This window comes from Streptomyces montanus (assembly GCF_005786655.1).
Taxonomy (GTDB): Bacteria; Actinomycetota; Actinomycetes; order Streptomycetales; family Streptomycetaceae; genus Streptomyces; species Streptomyces sporangiiformans.
In genome coordinates this window covers 47,838-70,174 of sequence record NZ_VBZC01000028.1, presented here as the reverse complement: position 1 = coordinate 70,174, position 22,337 = coordinate 47,838, and the positions used below count along the sequence as shown (strand labels likewise).

Here is a 22,337-nt window from a genome sequence, read left to right as displayed (position 1 = left end):
CCTGCGTGGAGTCCATGGGGTCGCCGGCCGCCGTACCGCGTGCCGCGCTGCGGCTGACCGCGGTCGTGGCCGTGCTCCTCTTCGGGATCGCGCTGATTCCGGTCGTGGGACGGCTCGCGGGTGTGCGGCGCGACCGTGCCGTCCGGCTGTGGTGCCGGACGATCGTGCGCGCGGTCGGCGTACGCCTACGGATCACCGGCGCCGCCCCGCCCACCGGCGGACTGCTGCTGGTCGCCAACCACATCTCCTGGCTGGACATCCCGCTGCTGGCGGCCGTTCGTCCGGGCCGGATGCTCGCCAAGGCGGAGATCCGGCAGTGGCCCGTGGCGGGCGCGCTGACCGCGAGCAGCGGCGCTCTGTTCATCGAGCGCGACCGGCTGCGCGCGCTGCCCGGGACGGTTGAGCGGATCGCGGACAGCCTGCGGGGCGGCGCGGCGGTCGTGGTCTTCCCCGAGGGGAGCACCTGGTGCGGCCGGGCCCAGGGCCACTTCCGCAGGGCCGCCTTCCAGGCCGCCCTGGACGCGACTGTGCCCGTCCAGCCGGTGCGTCTGCACTACCGGATCGACGGGGGAGCGGCGACGACCGCGCCCGCGTTCGTCGGGAGCGACTCGCTGCTCGCCTCGGTGTGGCGGGTCGTGTCGGCACGCGGTCTCGTGGCGGAGGTACACGTACAGCCGGTGCTCCCGCCGGGTGGTGCACCCGACCGGCGGACCCTCGCCCACGCCGCCGAGGCAGCCACCACCCATCGGACCTGCGCGCACTCGGAGGCATCCGCACACATCTGACGCAACCCGCGGTGGCGGACTACGGCCGCCTCGAAGAGCCCCGGTCAGTCCCCGTGATCCGGGCCAGCCTCTCGTACGAGTCCAGCAGCGCCTCACGGTCGTACGTGCTGGTGGTGACCAGGACCTCGTGTGCGCCGGAGTCCTTGAGCACCGTCTCCAGTTCGTGGGCGACCTCGTCCTCGGTGCCCACGAGGTGGCCCCGGAGCCCGGACTCGTAGAAACCGCGCTCCCTGTCGCTCATGCGCAGCGCCTCGACACGCTCGGCGGGCGGCAGCGGCGGGAAGGTGCCGTGCGTGCGCGAGTGGGCCATCGACCAGGCCTCGGGGAGCAGCAGTCGGCGGGCCTCCTGAGGGGTGCCCGCCACCGCTATGGTGCCGGAGATGACGACATACGGTTCGCTCGCCCACGCGGACGGCCGGAACGTCTCACGGTAGTGGTCGATGCCGCGCAGCATCTTCTCGCGGTTCCTGAGGTCGCCGATGACCATCGGCAGCCCCGCCCGCGCCGCGATCGTGGCGCCCTCGCCCATGGCCAGCACGAACGGCGGCACGGTCAGGCCCTCGGCGGGGCGCGCGTGCACCCCCGTCGCCGACGTACCGCGGAACCAGCCCAGCAACTCCTCGAGCTGCCCCGCGAAGTCGCCGGCGTCGTCCTTGTCCCGGCCGAGCGCCTTCCGCACACCGTCGGTGAACCCCACGGAGCGGCCCAGCCCCATGTCGATGCGCCCCGGGAAGAGCGACTCCAGGACGCCGAACTGCTCGGCTACCACCAGGGGTTGGTGGTTGGGCAGCATCACCCCGCCCGTGCCCACCCGGATCGTGCGCGTCGCGGCGGCGACCGCGGCGGCCAGCACGGTCGGCGCGGAACCCGCGACTCCGGGCACGCCGTGGTGCTCCGACACCCAGATCCGGTGGTACCCGAGCCGCTCCACCTCCCGCGCCATCCGCACGGTGTCCCGCAGGGCCTCGGGGCCCTCGTGCCCCTCCCGGGTGCGTGAGCGGTCGAGAACGGAGAAGCGGGCGGCAGCGATCACTGAACTCACATGGCTTTCAACGCTCGCCGGGCGCCAGGATTCCCGGCCCTCCCGCCGCCGACGGTTTCAGAAAGGTTACGAACCCCTCATCACATGAGACCAGAAGTGGGAAGTCCCGTTGAGTCCGCCCTGCTGTGGGGCCATGCTGAGGGCAGGCGCGGGGTTGGCCCGTGGTGTGTGTGAGAGACGGGTGCATGGACTCAGAAGTGTTCGGTTCGGCCTGGGCAGCGACCGCCGTCGTGGACGGAACGGGGAAGGTCACCGCCTGGAGCGAGGACGCCCGCCGGATGCTCGGCTACGACTCCGTGGACGCCGTGGGCCGCGACGCCCGGGAGCTGCTGGCCGCCGAGCTTCCGTACGCGGCCCGGACCGCCTGCGCCGCCCGAGCGCCATGGAGCGGTGGCGCCGTGGTCAGGACCCACGAGGGGCGGCGACTGGAGCTGCTGGTCGACCTCCGGCCGCTGACCGGCGCCGACGACGACCCGCTGTGGATCGTCACGGCCTCGGCCGCGGCCGAGGCCGCCCCCGCCACTCTGGACCGGTGGGCGATGGAGCAGCTGCCCATCGCCGTGGTCGTGTGCGACGACGACGGGAAGGTCGTGCGCGCCAACGACGCCTTCGTCACGCTGTCGGGAGCGACGGAGGAGCAGCTGCGGGGCCTCGGCATCGCCGAGCGGCTCTCCGGCGAGATCCTCGCAGGCGCCGAGGAGGTCCCGCGCCTGGCCGAACAGGCCATGCGGACCGGGAACGTCGTACGCCACCAGGCCTATCTGCGGATCCCGGGGGTCAGTCGCGAGCGCTCCTGGTCCTCCCTGCTGTTCCCCCTCAAGGACCCACAGGGGCGGGTCCGGGGTGTTGCCTCCGCCGTCTACGACACCACCGATCAGTACTGGGCGCGCCGGCGGATGTCCCTGGTGAGGGAGGCGGGCCTGCGCGTCGGGACCACGCTCGACGTCACACGCACCGCCCAGGAGCTCGCCGATATCAGCGTCTCGGGGTTCGCCGACTTCGTCCTCGTGGACCTCCTGGACGACCTCTTCCAGGACGCCGACACGGACACCGTGCCTGGCGTGGGGCCGCTGGTCTTCCGCCGGTCCGCGCAGGCCTCCGTACTGGAGGGCTGCCCGGAGGCGACCTTCGGTGCCGGACAGCGGCATGTCTATGCCGACGACTCACCGCAGGCCGAGGCCCTCACCGCCGACCGCCCCTTCCTGCACCGCCTCGACAGCGCCCGCCTCCCGGTGTGGCTGACCGCGCTCCCCGATCGTGCCGACAGCTTCCGAACGCACGGAATCCACTCGTTGCTCATCGTTCCTCTGCAGGCACGGGGCATCACGCTCGGGCTGGCCCAGTTCCACCGCCACCGCACGCCGGAGCCGTTCGACGAGGAGGATCTGTTCCTGGCGCGGGAGATCGCGAACAGGGCGGCCCTGAGCATCGACAACGCCCGCCGCTACAGCCGTGAGCGGGCCACGGCGGTGACACTGCAGCGCAGCCTGCTGCAGCGGAGCACGCCGGACCAGTCCGCCGTGGAGGTGGCCACCCGCTATCTGCCCGCCGGCACGCGCGCGGGCGTCGGCGGCGACTGGTTCGACGTGATCCCCCTGTCCGGTGCCCGGGTGGCGCTCGTGGTCGGCGACGTGGTCGGCCACGGGCTGCGCGCCTCGGCCGCCATGGCCCAGTTGCGCACCGCGGTGCGCACGCTGGCCGACGTCGACCTGGCGCCGGACGAGTTGCTCACCCATCTCGACGACGTGGTCATCCGCCTGGCCCGGGAGGAGCTCGACGATCCCGGCCCCGCCGCGGCTGACCCGCCGGCCGGGGAGGTCCCGCCGGCCGGGGAGGTCCCGCCGACCGGGGAGGTACGGCCGGTCGGGGAGGTACGGCCGGTCGGGGAGATGCGGGCCACGTGTCTGTACGCGGTCTACGACCCGGTGGCCCGGCGTTGCTCCCTCGCCAGCGCGGGGCATGTGCTGCCCGCCGTGGTGACGCCCGACGGCGAGGTCGACTTTTTGGACCTGCCCGTCGGCCCGCCGCTCGGTCTCGGCGGACTGCCCTTCGAGATCTCGGAGTTCGACGTCCCGGAAGGCAGCCTGCTCGCCCTCTACACAGACGGGCTGATCGAGGCGAGCGACCAGAACGTCGACACGGGCATGGCCCTCATGGGCCGCGTCCTCGGCCGGCCCGTCGGATCGCTGGAGAAGCTGTGCGACGACCTGCTGGAGGAGCTGCTGCCCGGGCGTCCCGCGGACGACGTGGCCGTCCTCCTGGCCAGGACCCGTGGCTTCGATGCCGCCCAAGTGGCGACCTGGGAACTGCCCGGCGATCCTCAGATGGTCGCCGAGGCCCGCAAGTACGCGTCCGGCCAGCTCGCGGCCTGGGGCCTGGACGAGGCCGCCTTCGTCACGGAACTGGTGGTCAGCGAACTCGTCACCAACGCCATCCGCTACGGCGACGCCCCCATCCGGCTGCGCCTGATCCGTGACGCCAGGCTCATCTGCGAGGTCTACGACGGCAGCGACACCGCACCCCATCTGCGCCGCGCCCGCGCCTTCGACGAGGGCGGACGGGGCCTGCTCCTCGTCGCCCAACTCACCGAAAGCTGGGGCACGCGCCATACCCCGGGCGGAAAGATCATCTGGGCGGAACTGAACGTGGCCCAGGACTAGAACGGGGCCGGGCCCGGTGGGACGAGCAGAGCCCGGGTGGATGAGCAGGGCTGTGCCGGGCCCGGGGCGGTCGGCTCTAGGGTTGGCGACGTGACGGACGACAAAAGGCCGCTCGCGGTGTTCGACCTCGATGGCACGCTCGCTGACACCGCGCACCGGCAGTGCTTTCTGGAGCGCAAGCCGCGGGACTGGGACGCCTTCTTCGCGGCGGCCCCGAACGATCCGCCGCTGGCCGAGGGGGTGGCGCTGGCGCTGCGGCAGGCGGAGGAGTGCGAGGTCGTCTATCTGACCGGACGGCCCGAGCGGTGCCGCAAGGACACGGTGGCCTGGCTCGCCGCGCAGGGGCTGCCCGACGGGCGCGTCTGGATGCGCCGCAACGACGACCGAAGGCCCGCCCGGCGCACCAAGCTGGAGATCCTCCGCGGCCTCGCACGGCACCGTGAGGTGCGGCTGCTCGTGGACGACGACGAGCTGGTGTGCGAGGACGCCGAGCGGGCGGGCTTCACGGTCGTACGGGCGCGCTGGGCGGTCACGTCCGCGGCGCTGAAGGTGGCACAGGAGCGCGAGGGCCGCACCTGAGGGGCTTCGCCCCGCGGGGAGGAGTCACTCCCCGTCCTCCAGCCGGAAGCCGACCTTCAGGCCGACCTGATAGTGCTCGATCTGCCCGCCCTCGATCTGCCCGCGGACCTGCGTGACCTCGAACCAGTCCAGGTTGCGCAGGGTCTGCGAGGCCCGGGCGATCCCGTTGCGGATCGCTTGGTCGATGCCCTCGGGCGAGGTCCCGACGATCTCGGTGACCCGGTACGTGTGGTTGGTCATGCGACTGCTCCTCTCCGCCGTGGCGGGTGTGCCACGCGTCATTCCACGGTGCCGCACGGTGCGGACGTCCGCGACCCGTCACCGGGCCACGCTGAGCGACAGTGCGAACCGACCTTCCTCGTCCGTCCACCAGTGCGTCAGCTCCAGCCCGGCCGCGGCCAGTTCACCGCGTACCCCTTCTTCGCGGAACTTCGCGGACACCTCGGTCCGCATCTCTTCGCCGGCCGCGAAATCCACGGCGAGGTCGAGCGCGGGCACCTTCACGGTCAGCGGCGCAAGAGCGCGCAGCCGCATCTCGATCCACTCCCGCTCCGGGTCCCAGAGGGCCACGTGGGCGAAGTCGTCGGGGTCGAAGTCGGCGCCGAGCTCGCGGTTGACGACGGTCAGCACGTTCTTGTTGAACGCGGCCGTCACCTCGGCCGCGTCGTCGTAGGCGGCGACCAGCACGGACTCGTCCTTCACCAGGTCGGTTCCGAGCAGCAGGGCGTCGCCGGGGGACAGGAGCGACCGTACGGAGGCCAGGAACGTGGCGCGTTCGTCGGGCAGGAGATTGCCGATCGTGCCGCCCAGGAAGGCGACGAGCCGCGGACCTGGGGTGCCGGGCAGTGCGAGGCCGCTGGTGAAGTCGGCGATCAGCGCGTGCACGGCGAGCGACGGGCGCTCGGCGATCAGCGCCTGCCCGGCCTGTGTGAGCGCGCTCTCGCTGACGTCGACCGGCACGTACGTGTGGAGGCCGGGCAGCTCATCGAGCAGGTGCCGGGTCTTGTCGGACGAACCGGAGCCCAGCTCGACCAGGGTGCGTGCCTCGGTCGCCCGGGCGATCTCCGCGGCGCGCTCGACGAGGATCTCGCGCTCCGCGCGCGTGGGGTAGTACTCCGGCAGTTCGGTGATCTTCTCGAAGAGTTCGCTGCCGTAGGCGTCGTAGAACCACTTCGGCGGCAGTGTCTTGGGGGTGCGGGTGAGGCCGTGCAGGACGTCGGCGCGCAGCGCGGCGTCGGTGGCGTCCTCGGGCAGGGTGCGGGTGACCAGGAACGGGCTCACGAGGTGGGCTCCTCGGGTGGGTCGGGTGCCAGGTGCTCTTCGACGTCCTTGAGTGGCGTGAGCAGGACGTCTGTGCGGCTCGCGGCCAGCAGGGTGCGGTCGGGCACCTCTTGCCAGTGCGGATCGTCGTCGTACGGTTCGGACGCCACGACCGTGCGCCGGCCGGGCTCGGTGAGATACCAGAGGGTGTCGCCCCAGGCGGTCGCGGCGATCGTCTCACCGTTGGTGAGCAGGAGGTTGAGCCGCGAGCCGGGGGCCGCCACCGCGACGTCCAGCACTGTGTCGGCGAGCGCCTGCCCCGCCTCGTCTCCGCCGCTCAGCCGGTTCAGGACCAGGGCCCATACGAGGGCCGAGTCGCAACGCGCCTCCAGCGACAGCAGTTCGGCGGGCGGCAGGGTCCGCGCGAGTGGTGCCAGGGAGCGCGGCCAGCCGCTGACCGCGCCGTTGTGGCTGAACAGCCAGCGGCCCGCGGCGTACGGTGCCGCCGCGGCCTCCCCGTCCGCGCCCGCCACGGTCGCGTCGCGCACCGCGGCGAGCAGCGCGCCCGAGCGCACCACGCGCGCCAGGTCGGCGAAGGACTGATCGCCCCAGATGGGCCCCGTACGCCGGTACCGCGCGGGCACGGGATCCCCTTGCGCGTACCAACCGACCCCGAAACCATCGGCGTTGACGGTTCCGTGCCGCTGCCGGCGCGGCGCCCACGACTGGTGGAAGAGACTGTGCGCCGGTTCCACGAGGAGCCGGCCGAGCGGCTCCTCGGGTCCCAGGTAGGCGAGGTGACGGCACATCAGGACGTCTCCGTCCCCGGCGCGGCGTCCCGTGCCGTACGGAAACCGGAGAAGATCTGCCGCCGGATCGGATAGTCCCAGTTGCGGAACGTCCCCCGGCAGGCCACCGCGTCGACGGCGAACGAGCCGCCGCGCAGCACCTTGTGCTCCGGCCCGAAGAACACCTCCGAGTACTCCTTGTACGGGAAGGCCGTGAACCCCGGATACGGCAGGAAGTCGCTGGCCGTCCACTCCCACACGTCACCGATCAGCTGCCGTACGCCCAGCGGCGACGCACCCTCCGGGTAGCTGCCGGCGGGGGCCGGGCGCAGATGGCGCTGGCCGAGGTTGGCGTGCTCGGGAGTCGGGTCGCCGTCACCCCACGGGTAGCGCGTGGAGCGGTGGGCCGCCGGGTCGTGCCGGGCCGCCTTCTCCCACTCGGCCTCGGTGGGCAGCCGCCGCCCCGACCAGCGCGCGTACGCGTCCGCCTCGTACCAGCTGACGTGCAGCACCGGCTCGTCGGGCGGCACGACCTCGGTCACCCCGAAGCGTCGCCGCAGCCATTCGCCGCCCTCGCGGCGCCAGAACAGTGGCGCCTCGATGGAGTGCGCGCGGATGTGGGACCAGCCGTCGGAATCCCACCAGCGCGGGTCGGTGTAGCCGCCGTCCGCGATGAACGCCTGGTACGCGGCGTTCGTCACCGGTGTGGTGTCGATGAAGAACGGCGGTACGAAACGCTGGTGCGCGGGCCGTTCGTTGTCCAGCGCCCATGGCTCGGCCGAGGTACCCATGGTGAACGGGCCGCCGGGGACCAGGACTTCGGCCGGTCCGGTGAACGGCGGCGCGGGCGCGGGGTCCGGCGCGGTGAGGGCCGCGGGCCCCTTGCGCAGCTGATGGGTGATCAGCATGGTCTCGTCGTGCTGCTGTTCGTGCTGGGCGATCATGCCGAAGGCGAAGCCCGCCTCGGTCAGTCGCGTGCCGCGGAACGCCGTGCTCTCCAGGACGTCGAGCGCCCGGCCGCGCACCTCGGCGGCATAGCGGCGGGCCTCGTCCGGCGGCAGCAGCGGCAGCGAGGGCCGCTCGGCGCGCGGGTGCTCGAACGCGTCGTACAGGCCGTCGATCTCGGGCCGTATCGCCTCACGGCCCGCGACCTCCCGCAGCAGCCACATCTCCTCCTGGTTGCCGATGTGCGCGAGGTCCCAGACCAGCGGTGACATCAACGGCGAGTGCTGCGCGGTGAGGTCGGGATCCTCCACGCAGGAGGTCAACAGCGCGGTGCGGTCGCGCGCCCGGGTCAGCGCCGCCAGCGCACGCTCCCGGAGCGTCTCCGGATCGGTGAGGAAGGCGGGGTCGGTCATGTGCGGATGTCCTTCCGGTGCAGCAGGTGTTCCGTGCCGTGGTCTCGGTCGATCCGGCCCTGGGTGGCGGCCGGTCCGTGGATGTCGATCAGGTCGTCGGCGGGGCAGCGGCCCCGGGCCACATAGCGGTCGATGAACTCCGCTACGGCGCCTTGTACTTCGGGCGTGGCGCCGAGCCTGGGCAGGGCCTCGGCCGCCGCCTCGAAACAGGTGATCGCGGCCTCGCGCAGTTCGGGATCGGCCGGCCCCGAGCGGGCGGCCGCGAGCCACAGCGGATTGCGCGGAGCCGTCGGCGAACCGGCCCGCTCCGCAAGGGGTTTGACCGTCCGGTACGCGATCTCGGTCGCCTCCGCGTCGTCGAACAACGCCGTGGCCACGGCGAGCGGCACGATCCATCCGTCGTCGCCCGGCTGTGCGTCGATCATGCGGAGTTCCAGATGGCCCCGCGGACGCACGGGCGGAAACAGGGTCGTCAGGTGGTAGTCGAGATCCTCCCGGTCCGGCGGCGCGCCGGACCGGGTCCACGCACGGAAACTCATGGCCTCCGGTACGTCCCATGCGCCGCCGTTCGGCGCCCGTACACACATCACCGGCGCGTCCAGCACGTGCCGCGCCCAGGTAGCCCGTGGATCGTCGTCGAGAGGCGGGGCGCAGGCGCGGCCCGGATCCATCGCGGCCCACAGGGACTGCCGGGTCGAGCGCCAGCCGGTGGGCCGGCCCCGGGCCATCGGTGAGTTCGCGAACGCGGCCACCAGGACCGCGCCCAGCAGATGCGCCAGCCACCAGCGCCGTACATGCCCGAGGGGCCCCGGCTCCTCGTACCCGGCATCCAGACACACCTGGACGGAGGCCGAGCTGCACATCATGGCCCGGCCCTCGGGACCCGTGCGGTCGAGGTAACTCTCCATGGCGTCGTAGCGCGGCTCATGGAGGAAGCGGGTGGGCGGGTGCCAGGGGTCCTGGCCCATTCCGGTGAGGCCGAGATCCGCCTCGCGCAGTACCGCGCGTACGGCGTCGAGGTCGGCGGAGACGGAGCCGATGCACTCCATGAGGGAGGCGGCGGGGGAGGAGCTGAGCTCCAGTTGGCCCCCGGGTTCGACCGTGAGTGTCGACCGCAGGGGCAGGGTTCGCAGTGCGGCGTAGGCCGCTTCGAGTCGTTCGGGTGGTACGGGGAGCCGCGGGGATCGCAGCTCGCGGACAAACCATTCCACTTCGACACCGAGGAAACGGGGCGGCCCCGTCTTGAAGCAGATGCCCCTGATCAGGGCCTCTACTTCGGCTTCGGTGACGGCGGAGCGGGTCTCCGTACAGTCACTTACCGAATCTGACATGTCGGGATCCTCCTGAGATTCCACCATGCCGCCGGCCCGGTGTCGGATGGGCCGGGTCGACAACCATCCGTCCACCCAAAACCCTCGCGCCGATTCGCACAAGGGTGCGTATGGGTGCTCTTGGGGCCGGGAAACTCTGTTGCGGCGCAGTACAAGGATCGCTCACGATGCGTTCATGAGCACGACGGGGGAGATCGCGCGGGACGCGATCGCGGCGTCCACGGGGGTGACGCCATGAGTGCGCGCCTGAGGGGCATCGCACGGCAGACGGAGGAGATCGTCGCGGCGGGTTCGTACCACGCGTCCGACGGGCGCGAGGTCTCGATCGCCGCGGCGGTGGCCGCCGCCCAGGAGGGCACGCGCATGTACGGGCCCGGTCCGGTGGACATTCCGCAGGCCGCTCCCGTACCCACGTTCTTCGAGGTCACGGGCGAGAGCAGCCTGGAGGCGGCCCGTCGGCTCACCGGCTCCGTACGGCACACCGGCCCGGTCGCGGTCCTGAACTTCTCCTCGGCACGCAACCCCGGCGGGGGATACCTGAACGGCGCCCAGGCCCAGGAAGAGGCCCTGTGCCGCGCCTCCGCGCTGTACGCGTGCGTGCTGCGGGCACGCGAGTTCTACGACCATCACCGCGCACACCGCGACGCGTTCTACAGCGATCGGGTGATTCACTCCCCGGCCGTGCCGGTTTTCCGCGACGACCGGGGGCGCCTGCTCGACGAGCCGTACACCGTCGGCTTCCTCACCGCCGCCGCACCCAACGCCGGAGTCGTCCTGCGCACCACGCCGGAGCGCGCGGCCGAACTCCCGCGCGCGCTTGCGACCAGGGCCGAGCGGGTCCTGGAGACGGCCGTGGCCGGCGGCTACCGTCGGCTGGTGCTCGGCGCCTGGGGATGCGGAGTGTTCCAGAACGATCCGGAGCAGGTGGCGGGTGCGTTCCGCACCCTGCTCGGCGATGGCGGCCGGTTCTCCGGTTCCTTCGAGCACGTCGTGTTCGGCGTGCTCGACCGTACGCCGGGGACGGTGGTCCGGGGCGCTTTCGAGCGAGCGTTCGCCGGAGCCGGAGCCGGAGCCGGAGCCGGAGCCGGAGCCGCGACAGGCGCGGTGGCGGTGGCGGGCACGGACGCCAGGCAGGGCGTTCAGCGCCAGCCGTAGCGCTCCCGCAGCCGGTGCACCACCAGGTTGAACCGCATCCGGTCCAGCGCGCACGCCTCCCGGCGCATCCCCGTCTCGTGCAGCCGCAGCACCCGGTCCACGGCCACCCACGAGTCGCGCCCCGACCGGTCCCACGGACCGCTGCCGATCGGGACCCACTCCCGGTCACCGTCGTGCCGCTTGCTCGACAGCTGGACGGCGAGCAGGGTCCCGGCCGCCTCGCGGGCGACGACGAGCACCGGGCGGTCCTTGCCCCGTCCGTCGTTCTCCTCGAAGGGCACCCACGTCCAGACGATCTCGCCGGGGTCGGGGTCGCCGTCGTGCGCGGGCGAGTACTCCGTGTGGACGCGGCCCACCTCGCGGGGCTCGGCCTCGGTGGTCGCCGACGGGCCGTAGCGGCCGGGGACTTCGGAAGCGTGCGCGTCATCGGTGAAGGCATTCACGCGGGTCACGTTAGGGCTTGCCCTCTCCCCTCCGCCGAGCGGGGGCGGCCGATGACGCCCAGGGGTGATCCGAACGACACCCTCTATGCCTCAGTGGGTGGCCTGAACTCCTGTACAGCGCCGTTGAATTGAGCGGTCGGCCACTGTTCGTGCCACCGCAGGTCCGCCTCCAGCTGAGCGGCCAACGAGACCAGAAGCGGTTCGCTGTTCGCCGGGCCGAGGAGCTGCGCGCCCACGGGCAGCCCATCGCCCACAAGGCCCGCGGGGACGTTCACCCCGGGCCAGCCCAGGACGTTCCATGGCCACGCGTACGGGCAGGCGGCGATCATGGCGCGGTCGGTGCCCAGCCCGTTCAGCTGCGCGAGGGCGCCGATGCGCGGCGGGGGAGTGGCCGTCGTCGGCGCGAGGACCACGTCGTACATCTCGAAGAGCGCGCCGACGCGCCGCTGCAGCGTCGCCTCGGCGCGCCGGGCCACCCGCAACGGGGCGCCACCGAGCAGTCGGCCCAGGCGGGCCGCGCCGCGCGTGCGCCGGTCGAGCAGCTGGGGGTGAGGTGCCTCGCGCACCCGCTCGGCGATCCCGACCGTCGCGCGCGGAACGAACGTCAGCCCGATCGCCCCGTACGGCGGGTCGGCCTCCTCGACCTCGTGCCCGAGCGCGGCCAGCCGCTCCGCCAGGGCGACGACCCGCGCCCGTACATCGGGCCGCAGCCGTGCGGGCAGCGCGGTGAACGGCGGCTTCAGTGAGAGGGCGATCCGCAGTCGGCCCGGCTCCCGGCCCACCGCGTCCGATACGCGCAGCGCGGGCGGGCGGTGCACATCGCCCTCGTGCTGGCCGCTCGCCGCGTCCAGGAGCAGCGCGGCGTCCTCGACGGTGCGCGCGAGGGTTCCGTTGACCGTGATGCCCTGGAACGACTCCGCGCGCGGCCAGGTCGAGATCCGGCCGCGCTGCGGCTTGATCCCGATCAGATGCGTCCAGGAGGCCGGGATCCGCACCGAGCCCGCGCCGTCCGAGCCCAGCGCCGCCGGTACCAGGCCCGCCGCGACCGCGGCCGCCGAGCCGCCGGACGAGCCGCCCGGTGTGTGCTCGGTGTGCCACGGGTTGCGGGTCTCACCGAAGGCGGGTCCCTCGGTGAACGGCCACTGCCCGAACTCGCATGTGTTCGTCTTGCCGATGATCACGGCCCCGGCCGCCCGCAGTCGGCGTACCGCCTCGCCGTCGCCGGCCACCGGCGGAAACTCCCCGCAGCACCCGAACGCCGTCGGTTCGCCCGCCACGTCCATGTCGTCCTTCACGGCCACCGGCACCCCGAGCAACGGCCGCTCGCGATCGGCCCGTCGCGTACCCCCGGCCAGCTCCCGGTCCGCCGCGTCGGCCTCGGCGAGTGCCGCCTCGGCACGCACCAGGCGGAAGGCGTTGAGCGTGCCCTGGGTCGCCTCGATCCTGGCCAGCGTCTCCTCGACGAGCGTCCGCGACGACACCTCGCCCTCGGCAAGGGCGCGAGCGCACTCGGCCAGTCCTGCGGCACGGTCGGGAGCCATACGGGACACCTCCGGAAAGCACATAGACTACCGAACGGTAACCTCCGGGGAAACAGATCCGGTACGAGATACGGGACTTCCCCCGTACACATCTGGATTCGGCCGCGCTGTACCCGTAGATTCGGCCGCGGTATTACCCGTGGATTCGGCCGCGCCGAGCCGATGCCCACCCGGGCCGGGCATCACTCGGGGCTTCTGCGAAGATGCGATACGTCATGGTGCAGATACCGGAACATCCCGCCCCGACCTCGACCCCGCAGTACTCCGTGCCGACGAGCGCGGATGTGGCCCGCCTCGCGGGGGTCTCGCGCGCGACCGTCTCCTACGTCCTGAACAACGCCAGCGCCGTACGGATCAGCGAGCCCACGCGCCGCCGCGTCCACCAGGCCGCCAAGGAGCTCGGATACGTCCCGCACGCGGCTGCCCGCAGCCTGCGCGCCGGGCACAGCCGGATGGTGCTGATGCCCGCGCCGGCCGTGCCGGTCGGCCCGCTCTACAGCCAGTTCTTCAACGAACTCCAGTGGGCGCTCAGCCGTTTCGACTACACCGTCGTGCAGTACGGCAGTGTCGGCCTCCAGGGCGACGAAGCGGCCCGCGCCTGGGCGGAGTTGCGGCCGGTCGCGGTGCTGGTGCCCGGCAGCGGCCTCGGCCCGCAGGGCGTGGCCGTCCTCAAGCGCTCCGGCGCCCGCGCCGTCCTCACATTAGGACCCGAGCGCGTCGAGGGCGCGCACGCACTGCTCATGGACCACAGCGTGGTCGGCCGCAGCGCCGGCGCGCACCTGCTGGCCAGGGGCCGTCGCCGGATCGGTGTCGTGATGCCCGAGGACCCCGGCCTGGACATCTTCGCCAAGCCCCGACTCGAAGGCGTACGCCAGGCGCTGCACGGCACAGGCGCGACGCTGACCGAGGTACCGCTGGCCTACGAGGAGCAGTCCGCGGCCCAACTCGCCGCGCGCTGGCGGGCGCTGGGCCTTGATGCCGTCTTCGCGTACAACGACGAGTACGCGATGCTGCTGATGAGGGCTCTTCAGGACGAGGGCATCCCCATCCCGGACGAGACGGCCGTCATCGGCGCCGACGACCTGATGCTCGGCCGGCTGCTGCGCCCGCGCCTGAGCACCGTCCACATCGAGCTGCCGTCCGGACAGGAGCTCGCCGAACTGGTCGACCGCGCGGTGCGCGACTTCGGTGCCCCGCCCGGGACGCACGAGGTACTGGGAGCGACGGTTCTGCACCGCGCATCGAGCTGAGTACGCCTTTTCGCCCGTGCCGTCGTACGACATGACTAAGATGTTGCATGCTCAACTACATGGGGTTCCCCATGCCCCGTGAGTCATCGATCGGAGATCAGGCATGCCGCTGCTCGACCCGAAGACCTGGCAGTCCCGCACCCTGTCAGGGGCTGAGTACGCCATCACGGAGCCCGCCACCGGCGACACGCTCGGCGCTGTCACCCTCGCCACCGGCGAGGACGTCCGGGCGGCCGCGCAGGCGGCTCACGCCGCCCAGCACGACTGGGCCCGCGCTCCGCACTTCGTGCGCGCCGCCGTGCTGCGCAAGGCCGGTGACCTGTTCACCGCGCACGCCGACGAACTGCGCGACTGGATCGTGCGCGAGTCCGGCTCCATACCGGGCAAGGCCGACTTCGAACTGCACGTCGCCGCCCAGGAGTGCTACGAGGCCGCCGCACTCGCCTCCCGTCCGGCCGGCCAGGTGCTGCCCTCCGAGGCGCCGCGCCTTTCCTACACCCGGCGCGTTCCGGTGGGTGTCGTCGGCGTGATCTCCCCCTTCAACGCCCCGCTGATCCTCTCCATACGCTCCGTCGCCCCGGCGCTCGCGCTCGGCAACAGTGTCGTCCTGAAGCCCGACCCGCGCACCGCCGTCTGCGGCGGACTCTCACTCGCGGCGGTCTTCGCCGAGGCGGGCCTGCCCGAGGACCTGCTGCACGTGCTGCCCGGCGGACCCGACGCGGGCGAGGCACTCGTCGCCGACCCCCAGGTGCCGGTGATCTCCTTCACCGGCTCCACCGCCGCCGGACGCGCCGTCGGCGAGGCCGCCGGGCGCCACCTCAAGCGCGCACACCTGGAGCTGGGCGGCAACTCCGCCCTCATCGTCCTGGAGGACGCCGACATCGACGCCGTGATCTCCACGGCGGCCTGGGGCTCCTTCTTCCACCAGGGTCAGATCTGCATGACGACCGGCCGCCACCTGGTGCACGCCTCGCTGTACGACCAGTACGTGGAGCGGCTCGCCGCCAAGGCCGACTCGCTCGCCGTCGGCGACCCGCACCGCGAGCAGGTCCACCTCGGGCCGATCATCGACCGCGCCCAACTGGGCAAGATCCACGGCCTGGTCGAGTCCAGCACCGCCCTCGGCGCGAAGCTGGCGGCGGGCGGCACGCACGAGGAACTGTTCTACCGGCCGACCGTCCTCGCCGACGTCGACGACCGGATCCCGGCGTACTCCGAGGAGGTCTTCGGCCCCGTCGCGCCCGTACGCTCCTTCGGCACGCTCGACGAGGCCGCGGCCCTCGCCGCCGCGGGGCCGTACGGGCTGTCCCTCGGCATCGTGACCGCCGACAGCGCGCGCGGCCTGGAGCTGGCCGAGCGCATACCCACCGGGATCGTCCACATCAACGACCAGACCGTCAACGACGAGGCCGTCGCACCCTTCGGCGGACGCGCCGCCTCCGGCACCGGCGCCCGGTTCGGCGGCGAGTCCAACCTGGAGGCCTTCACCGACGTGCGGTGGACGACGGTGCGCGGGGACGTGGCGGGGTACCCGTTCTAGGCGGGCACCCGTACTGGGTTACCGCTCCTGCCTGGATACCGGCCCCGCTGGTCCTGCTCGGCTAATCGGCCTACTCGGCTTGCTCGGCCTGCTGGCCCTGCTGCTCCGCGATGGACTTGCGGACCTCGTCCATGTCCAGCTTCCGGGCCTGCCCGATGACGTCCGTCAGGGCGGACTCGGGCAGCGCCCCGGGCTGGGCGAAGACGGCCACCTGGTCGCGGACGATCATCAGCGTCGGGATCGACTGGATGTTGAAGGCCGCGGCCAGCTCCGGCTGCGCCTCCGTGTCCACCTTGCCGAAGACCAGGTCGGGGTTGGACTCCGCCGCCTTCTCGTAGACGGGTGCGAACTGCCGGCACGGACCGCACCAGGACGCCCAGAAATCGATCAGGACGAACTCGTTGTCCGTGACCATCTGATCGAAGTTGTCCTTGGTGAGCTCCACGGTGCTGCTCATGGCGTTGATTCCCACTTCCTGGTGTCGGGGCTCCGCTGTCCACAACGGAGCCGTCCGGCGGCGTATTCCGCGCACGTACCCGTGTGGAAACGGCGCACACCAACAACCAGACTGAGCCCATGACGGAATCGGAATCCATCGCGTACGACGTAGTAGTACTCGGAGCCGGCCCCGTGGGGGAGAACGTCGCCGACCGCGCTCGCGCGGCCGGCCTCTCCACGGCGGTCGTGGAGAGCGAACTGGTCGGCGGCGAATGCTCGTACTGGGCCTGCATGCCCAGCAAGGCCCTGCTGCGCCCGGTCATCGCCCGTGCGGACGCGCGCCGCCTGCCCGGCCTGAGCCAGTCCGTGCAGGGTCCCCTCGACGCCTCGGCGGTCCTCGCCCGCCGTGACTCCTTCACCTCCCACTGGAAGGACGACGGCCAGGTCCAGTGGCTCGAGAGCACAGGAGCCGTCCTCTACCGCGGCCACGGGCGGCTCGCCGGACCGCGCCGGGTCACCGTTGACGGGCCCGAGGGCGAGCGGCACGTGCTCACCGCGCGGCACGCCGTGGCCGTCTGCACGGGCAGCCGCGCCGCCGTGCCGGACCTGCCGGGCATCGACCGGGTCAAGCCGTGGACCAGCCGCGATGCCACCGGCGCCCAGGCGGTACCAGGCCGTCTCGTGGTCGTCGGGGGCGGTGTCGTCGGTGTCGAGATGGCCACCGCCTGGCAGGCCCTCGGCTCCGAGGTCACCGTCCTCGTCCGCGGCAAAGGCCTGCTGCCCCGTATGGAGCCCTTCGTCGGAGAGCTGGTGGCCGAAGCGCTGGCGGAGGCGGGCGCGAACGTGCGGACCGGCACATCGGTGGAGTCGGTCACGCGGGAGGGCCCGACGGTCGTGGTCACGACGGACCGGGGCGACCGGATCGAGGCCGACGAGATCCTCTTCGCCACCGGCCGCGCTCCGCGCACCGACGACATCGGGCTCGACACGGTCGGCCTGGAGCCCGGCTCCTGGCTCACGGTCGACGACAGCTGCCGGGTGACGGGCAGCGAGTGGCTGTACGCGGTGGGCGATGTCAACCGCCGTGCGCTGCTGACCCACCAGGGCAAGTACCAGGCCCGAATCGCGGGTGCAGCGATCGCGGCCCGCGCCGCCGGCGTGCCCCTCCTGGAGTCCGACCGGTGGGGCGCCCACGCCGCCACCGCCGACCACGCCGCCGTCCCCCAGGTCGTCTTCGCCGACCCGGAGGCGGCCGCGGTCGGCCTCTCCCTCGCCGAGGCGGAACAGGCCGGCCACCGCGTCCGCGCCGTCGACTTCGACCTCTCCTCGGTCGCCGGCGCCAGTCTCTACGCCGACGGTTACCGCGGCCGCGCCCGCATGATCGTCGACCTCGACGAGGAAATCCTCCGCGGCGTCACCTTCGTCGGCCCCGGAGTGGGCGAACTCCTCCACTCCGCGACGATCGCGGTCGCCGGAGAGGTCCCGCTGAACCGGCTCTGGCACGCGGTACCGGCCTATCCGACCGTGAGCGAGGTGTGGCTGCGGCTGTTGGAGACGTACAGGGGATAGGGACGCAGAGGGGATGGGGAGGAACAGGGGATAGGGGGAACAGCATTGATCGACACCGGTCAGCTCCTGCTCGCCGAATACGACCAGGTCAAGCAGGAACAGCGGGCCCGCATCGGCTTTCGCGACAACCTTCTGTACGCCACCCTCGGCGTCATGGCAGCTGTCATCGGCTCCACGCTGGCCCGCGGCGGCCACGTGGAAATGCTCTTGCTGCTGCCCCCGCTCTCGGTGCTCCTCGGCTGGACCTACCTGGTCAATGACGAGAAGATCTCGGCGATCGGCCGCTACGTACGGGACGAACTGGCCCCGCGGCTCAAGGAACTCGCGCCGGGCAACCCCGAGGTCTTCGGCTGGGAGTCGGCACACCGCAGCGACCACCGCCGCCACTCCCGAAAGCGGATCCAACTCGCCGTGGACCTGCTGGCGTTCTGCGTGGCTCCGTTCGCCGCCCTCGTCGTGTACTGGTTGTTCGGCCCGCTGTACTGGCTCCTGCTCCTGGTCTCGGCGGCCGAGCTGGCCGCGGTCATCGCACTCGCGCACCAGGTCGTTCGCTATGCCGACCTGGGCCGGTGAGGCCCCTTGAGGACGGTGCCGTGAGGATGGCCCCTTGAGGATGGCCCCTTGAGGAAGGTGCCTTGAGGACGTGAGGGCACCGGGCATGCCGGCCCGGTGCCCTCACCTCTCCTCGTCCCAGGCGAAGCCGAGTTCCGCGGCTGCCCGCCGGGGGGTCGGCTGTGTCCACCGCTCCGCCATCGCCTCGTTCGAGGACAGGGAGCGCAGCTCCGCACGGTCCAGATAGAGCGTGCCGTTCAGGTGGTCCGTCTCGTGCTGGACGATGCGGGCGGGCCAGCCGGTGAACAACTCGTCGACCGGTCGGCCGAGTTCATCCAGGCACCGGAGGCGTACGTGGTGCGGGCGGGCCACCACCGCCTGCCAGCCCGGGACGCTCAGACAGCCCTCGAAGAACGCGGCGCGGCCGGTGCCCTCGGGCTCGTACTCCGGGTTGACCAGAACCCGGAACGGCTGCGGTATCCGGCCGCGCGCCTCGCGCACCTCGTCCGGTACAGGCGCCGGATCCTCGATGACCGCGAGGCGCAGGGGTACGCCCACCTGCGGCGCGGCGAGGCCGACGCCCGGTGCCGCGTACATCGTGTCGCGCAGGGCGCTGATGAAGCGCGTCAGCAGCGCGGGGTCCAGCTGCCCGTCGAAGGGTTCGGCGACGCGACGCAGCACCGGATCGCCGGCGCTGACGATGGGCAACGGGCCGGTACCCGCGAGGAGTTCCTCGACCTGGTCCCTGAGAGATGTGCGATCAACGGGAGATGCCATCGCGCCAGCATGCCAACACGGATCGCCCCACGCGAGCCCGTGCCGCACGCGCACGACCGGGATAACCAGAGCCCCCGTATGACGCACGCCACAAAAGTGCCCGGGAACTCGCCGCCCCCGTAGTCCGACTTCTGGATCGCCACGGCCGAGCACGGCCCGTCCCCTGTCCGACCGGAGAAGCCAGCTGATGACCACCGCTCCCTCGACCGAGACGGATGATTCCCCCGAGGCCTCGCAATCCGTCACGCCCGCGCCGCCGCGCGGCCCTTGGGCGGCGCTGCGCCCCTTGGTGCTGCGGCTGCACTTCTACGCCGGGATCCTCGTCGCCCCCTTCCTGCTCGTCGCGGCCACCACCGGGCTGCTGTACGCGGCGTCGTTCCAGGCCGAGAAGATCATGTACGGGCATGAGATGACCGTCCCGGTCGGCGACCGCGAGCTGCCCATCTCCGAGCAGGTGGCCGCCGCCCGCAAGGCACACCCGCAGGGCACGGTCTCCGCCGTCCGCCCCTCGCCGGAGGCGGACGCGACCACCAGGGTGCTGCTGTCCGGCGTGCCGGGCGTCGACGAGGACCGCACCCTCGCCGTCTTCGTCGACCCGTACACCGGGAAGGTGCGCGGCGCGCTGGAACAGTACGGATCCACCGGCGCGCTCCCGCTGCGCACCTGGATCGACCAGTTCCACGCGAACCTGCACCTCGGAGAGACCGGCCGCCTCTACAGCGAACTGGCGGCCAGCTGGCTGTGGGTGATCGCGGGCGGTGGCCTGGTCCTGTGGTTCAGCCGCCGCCGCACGCAGCGGAAGCTCCGCGGCACCAGCGGTCGCCGCCGCACGCTGGGGCTGCACGGCACGGTCGGCGTCTGGGCGGCCGCCGGGTTCTTCTTCCTGTCGGCGACGGGCCTGACCTGGTCGGCGTACGCCGGTTCCCACATCGACGCGTTGCGTACCTCGCTCCACCAGGCCACTCCCTCCGTGTCGGCGACGGCGGGCGGCGAGCACGCCGGCCACGGGTCCGCCTCGGCCGAGGGGGGTGTCGAGCACGGGGTCGGTCTCGACAAGGTCCTGGCGGCCGGGCGCGCCGAGGGCCTGAGCGACCCGGTGGAGATCGTGCCGCCGGCCGACGCGTCGTCCGCGTACGTCGTCAAGCAGATCCAGCGCAGCTGGCCCACCAAGCAGGACGCGGTCGCCGTGGAGCCGACGACCGGCGAGGTGATCGACGTGGTGCGCTTCGCCGACTATCCGGTGCTGGCGAAGCTGACCCGCTGGGGCATCGACGCGCACACCGGCGTCCTGTTCGGCATCGTCAACCAGATCGCCCTGATGGGCCTCGCCCTCTCTCTGATCCTGCTGATCCTGTGGGGCTACCGCATGTGGTGGCAGCGCGGCCGCGACTCCGCCTTCGGCCGCCCCATCCCGCGCGGCGCCTGGCAGCAGGTCCCCGCCCACGTCCTCGTCCCGCTCATGGCCGCCATCGCCGTCCTCGGCTACTTCGTCCCACTCCTCGGCATCCCCCTGGCGGTCTTCATCGCCGCGGACGTGACCCTCGGCGAAATCGCGTACCGCCGCGGCAAGCGCACGTACGCCCAGTAGGTGCGCATGGCCCATCCCGGGTGGCCGTGCACGGTAGCGGGGGCGTTCGCCTTGGTGGGGGAGCTGTTCGGGTGTCGCCGGCGTTGTTGTGGGTGGGCGCGGGCGCGGCCGGTGGCGGGGGTGCCTCCGGCCGCACCGCGCGCCGGCGCGCGAGGGGCGCGTCCCTTGTGGGCGGACCTTCGGCAGGCGCTCACAGTGACTCGAAGTCCCCGGCGAGAGCCGACGCGAGCTTCATGTGCGGCTCGGCCTCCTCGTGCCGCCCCTGCCGCTGGAGTGTGCGTCCGAGCATCAGGCGGGCGTAGTGCTCCACGGGGTCGCGCTCGACGAGCACCCGCAACTGGGCCTCGGCGCGGCGCAGTTGGGCCGAGTGGTAGTACGCACGGGCCAGCAGCAGGCGCGGTCCGACCTGCTCCGGCACCTCCTCGACCAGGCCGTCCAGGGTCCGTGCCGCCGCGGCGTAGTCCTTGGCGTCGAAGAACATCCGCGCACGCTCCCAGCGCTCCGCGGCCGTGCCGTGGTCGTAGTACGTCGTGTCCACTGTCGACCTCCTTCGACGGCCACAACGGCACAGTTTTGTTGAATATTCCATGACCTCGTCGACTGTGCCGACCGTGTGGGGGTGTCCCGCGACCTCGTCTGCCGGCTAGGCGCGAGCCAGTTCGGCGTTCGCCCGCTCGGTGACGAGTGCCAGTACACGGCCTGCCGTCGCCAGGTCCTCGGGCGGGATCCCGGCGTAGATGCGGGCGGAGGCTTCGGCGGTCTCGGCGGCGACGCGCTCGTACAGCTGTCGGCCGGCGTCCGTGACGCGCAGCCGGGACTTTTCCGTGCGAACCCCTTCGAGCAGGTGCGCGGTCGTCAGCTCGTCGACGGCGGCCTGTATGGCCGGTGCTTCGATCTTCAGGGTCCCGGTCACGCTGTCCACCAGCCGGTCGCGCTCCACGAAGTCGCCGCCGACCGCGGCGGCCCTGAGTGTCACGAACTGGGTGAACGTGTGGCCGCTGCCGGCCAGTACGCGCTCGAGGACGGCGCGGCCCGCGTAGTGGGCCAGGCCTATGATCCGGCCGTCGACGGTGGGTGTGCTGGTGGTCATGACTGCTCCGTCTCGTTCTCGGTGGGTGGATCAAGAGGTGCGTCGAGCAGGGTCGCCAGCTCGCGGCTGAACGCCTGGGCGCGCTGACTGTCGAGGCCCCCGAGCGGCGTGAGCAACTGCTCCAGGAGTCCGTGTACGACCTTGATCGCGCGGCGAGTGACCTCCTGCCCCTGCTCGGTCAGTGACAGCTGCACCGCGCGGGGGTCGGAGGGGTCCCGGGTGCGCTCGACGAGACCGGCGGCCTCCAGGGCCCGGGCGAGCTTCGACACGTACAGCGGTTCGAGTCCGGTGTGGTCGGCGAGTTGCCGCTGACTGGGACGGAGTCCGGACCGGTGCATGCCGTGCAACGACGCCACCAGTGAGTACTGCGCGTGTGTGAGGCCCAGGGGTGCCACCGCCCGGTCCACGGCAACCCGCCACTTCATCGACAGACGCCAGACGAGGAATCCGGGCGTCGCGCCCTCGGGTGTTGTGCTCATGAGAGATACAGTACATGGCTACTATATCCATGGCTAGTAACTGGCGCGTGCGCCGGTTCTGCGCCCCGTGTCGCTCGGCGGTCCGGGGGACGGGCCTGACGGAGAGGCCTTC

22 protein-coding genes are annotated in these 22,337 nt (G+C 72.1%); 9 read left to right on the top strand and 13 right to left on the bottom strand.

From position 1 onward, the window contains the following. Nucleotides 1-14 precede the first annotated feature (14 nt). A complete protein-coding gene (locus tag FE633_RS24790; protein WP_138047447.1) occupies nt 15-785 on the top strand; it encodes a lysophospholipid acyltransferase family protein in 771 nt (256 codons plus the stop codon). Between the two features lie 19 nt (nt 786-804). Here FE633_RS24790 and FE633_RS24785 read toward each other — a convergent pair whose 3' ends face one another. Beyond that, complete coding sequence (locus tag FE633_RS24785) at nt 805-1,827, bottom strand: LLM class flavin-dependent oxidoreductase (RefSeq protein ID WP_138047393.1); 1,023 nt, start codon at nt 1,825-1,827, stop codon at nt 805-807. A gap of 185 nt (nt 1,828-2,012) precedes the next feature. Here FE633_RS24785 and FE633_RS24780 point away from each other — a divergent pair, with 185 nt between their 5' ends. Both FE633_RS24780 and FE633_RS24775 read left to right on the top strand, forming a co-directional pair. Then, nucleotides 2,013-4,487: a SpoIIE family protein phosphatase gene (locus FE633_RS24780; protein WP_138047392.1), complete on the top strand. Its 2,475-nt coding sequence runs from the start codon at nt 2,013-2,015 to the stop codon at nt 4,485-4,487. A 90-nt stretch (nt 4,488-4,577) separates the two neighbouring features. Then, nucleotides 4,578-5,066 carry a phosphatase domain-containing protein gene (locus FE633_RS24775; RefSeq protein ID WP_138047391.1) on the top strand — a complete coding sequence of 163 codons (489 nt, stop codon included), beginning with the start codon at nt 4,578-4,580 and terminating at the stop codon, nt 5,064-5,066. A gap of 24 nt (nt 5,067-5,090) precedes the next feature. Here FE633_RS24775 and FE633_RS24770 read toward each other — a convergent pair whose 3' ends face one another. The 5 genes from FE633_RS24770 to egtA form a co-directional block, all read right to left on the bottom strand. Further along, nucleotides 5,091-5,306, bottom strand: a complete 216-nt coding sequence (locus tag FE633_RS24770) for a dodecin (protein WP_138047390.1) — start codon at nt 5,304-5,306, stop codon at nt 5,091-5,093. A 78-nt stretch (nt 5,307-5,384) separates the two neighbouring features. Then, nucleotides 5,385-6,347 (bottom strand): L-histidine N(alpha)-methyltransferase, encoded by a 963-nt coding sequence (gene egtD / locus FE633_RS24765; RefSeq protein WP_138047389.1) that lies wholly within the window; start codon nt 6,345-6,347, stop codon nt 5,385-5,387. Continuing rightward, on the bottom strand, nt 6,344-7,135 hold the full coding sequence (gene egtC, locus FE633_RS24760) for an ergothioneine biosynthesis protein EgtC (RefSeq protein WP_138047388.1): 792 nt from the start codon (nt 7,133-7,135) through the stop codon (nt 6,344-6,346). The genes egtD and egtC overlap by 4 nt, the downstream gene beginning before the upstream one ends. Further along, nucleotides 7,135-8,472, bottom strand: a complete 1,338-nt coding sequence (gene egtB / locus FE633_RS24755; protein ID WP_138047387.1) for an ergothioneine biosynthesis protein EgtB — start codon at nt 8,470-8,472, stop codon at nt 7,135-7,137. Before egtB ends, egtC begins: the two co-directional genes overlap by 1 nt. After that, a complete protein-coding gene (gene egtA / locus FE633_RS24750; RefSeq protein WP_138047386.1) occupies nt 8,469-9,803 on the bottom strand; it encodes an ergothioneine biosynthesis glutamate--cysteine ligase EgtA in 1,335 nt (444 codons plus the stop codon). The genes egtB and egtA overlap by 4 nt, the downstream gene beginning before the upstream one ends. Before the next feature lie 234 nt (nt 9,804-10,037). On the opposite strand from egtA, the gene FE633_RS24745 reads away from it, so the two are divergent. Beyond that, nucleotides 10,038-10,958, top strand: a complete 921-nt coding sequence (locus tag FE633_RS24745; RefSeq protein ID WP_138047385.1) for a TIGR02452 family protein — start codon at nt 10,038-10,040, stop codon at nt 10,956-10,958. On the opposite strand, the gene FE633_RS24740 is transcribed toward FE633_RS24745, so the two are convergent. Next, complete coding sequence (locus tag FE633_RS24740; RefSeq protein ID WP_138047384.1) at nt 10,943-11,401, bottom strand: type II toxin-antitoxin system PemK/MazF family toxin; 459 nt, start codon at nt 11,399-11,401, stop codon at nt 10,943-10,945. The genes FE633_RS24745 and FE633_RS24740 overlap by 16 nt on opposite strands. 83 nt (nt 11,402-11,484) lie before the next feature. Next, nucleotides 11,485-12,942, bottom strand: a complete 1,458-nt coding sequence (locus FE633_RS24735) for an amidase (RefSeq protein ID WP_138047383.1) — start codon at nt 12,940-12,942, stop codon at nt 11,485-11,487. Between the two features lie 215 nt (nt 12,943-13,157). Here FE633_RS24735 and FE633_RS24730 point away from each other — a divergent pair, with 215 nt between their 5' ends. Together FE633_RS24730 and FE633_RS24725 are read left to right on the top strand one after the other, a co-directional pair. Next, the gene (locus FE633_RS24730; protein WP_138047382.1) at nt 13,158-14,192 is read left to right on the top strand and encodes a LacI family DNA-binding transcriptional regulator; all 1,035 of its coding nucleotides are present in this window, start codon (nt 13,158-13,160) and stop codon (nt 14,190-14,192) included. Nucleotides 14,193-14,295: 103 nt separating this feature from the next. Further along, entirely contained in the window at nt 14,296-15,732 is a 1,437-nt protein-coding gene (locus FE633_RS24725; protein ID WP_138047381.1) for a benzaldehyde dehydrogenase, read from the top strand. A 70-nt stretch (nt 15,733-15,802) separates the two neighbouring features. Here FE633_RS24725 and trxA read toward each other — a convergent pair whose 3' ends face one another. After that, nucleotides 15,803-16,189: a thioredoxin gene (gene trxA, locus FE633_RS24720; RefSeq protein WP_138047380.1), complete on the bottom strand. Its 387-nt coding sequence runs from the start codon at nt 16,187-16,189 to the stop codon at nt 15,803-15,805. Nucleotides 16,190-16,308: 119 nt separating this feature from the next. Between trxA and FE633_RS24715 the strand changes: the two genes are divergently transcribed. Together FE633_RS24715 and FE633_RS24710 are read left to right on the top strand one after the other, a co-directional pair. Beyond that, entirely contained in the window at nt 16,309-17,739 is a 1,431-nt protein-coding gene (locus tag FE633_RS24715; protein ID WP_138047379.1) for a dihydrolipoyl dehydrogenase family protein, read from the top strand. Between the two features lie 45 nt (nt 17,740-17,784). Next, a complete protein-coding gene (locus FE633_RS24710; protein WP_246113822.1) occupies nt 17,785-18,312 on the top strand; it encodes a hypothetical protein in 528 nt (175 codons plus the stop codon). Nucleotides 18,313-18,414: 102 nt separating this feature from the next. On the opposite strand, the gene FE633_RS24705 is transcribed toward FE633_RS24710, so the two are convergent. Continuing rightward, the gene (locus FE633_RS24705) at nt 18,415-19,068 is read right to left on the bottom strand and encodes a peptide deformylase (protein ID WP_138047377.1); all 654 of its coding nucleotides are present in this window, start codon (nt 19,066-19,068) and stop codon (nt 18,415-18,417) included. Between the two features lie 187 nt (nt 19,069-19,255). Here FE633_RS24705 and FE633_RS24700 point away from each other — a divergent pair, with 187 nt between their 5' ends. Then, nucleotides 19,256-20,656, top strand: a complete 1,401-nt coding sequence (locus FE633_RS24700) for a PepSY-associated TM helix domain-containing protein (RefSeq protein ID WP_138047376.1) — start codon at nt 19,256-19,258, stop codon at nt 20,654-20,656. 190 nt (nt 20,657-20,846) lie between these two features. Here FE633_RS24700 and FE633_RS24695 read toward each other — a convergent pair whose 3' ends face one another. The 3 genes from FE633_RS24695 to FE633_RS24685 form a co-directional block, all read right to left on the bottom strand. Continuing rightward, the gene (locus FE633_RS24695) at nt 20,847-21,194 is read right to left on the bottom strand and encodes a tetratricopeptide repeat protein (RefSeq protein ID WP_138047375.1); all 348 of its coding nucleotides are present in this window, start codon (nt 21,192-21,194) and stop codon (nt 20,847-20,849) included. A gap of 105 nt (nt 21,195-21,299) precedes the next feature. Beyond that, nucleotides 21,300-21,746, bottom strand: a complete 447-nt coding sequence (locus FE633_RS24690; RefSeq protein WP_138047374.1) for a MarR family winged helix-turn-helix transcriptional regulator — start codon at nt 21,744-21,746, stop codon at nt 21,300-21,302. Beyond that, nucleotides 21,743-22,225: a MarR family winged helix-turn-helix transcriptional regulator gene (locus FE633_RS24685; RefSeq protein ID WP_138047373.1), complete on the bottom strand. Its 483-nt coding sequence runs from the start codon at nt 22,223-22,225 to the stop codon at nt 21,743-21,745. The genes FE633_RS24690 and FE633_RS24685 overlap by 4 nt, the downstream gene beginning before the upstream one ends. Between the last annotated feature and the right edge of the window lie 112 nt (nt 22,226-22,337).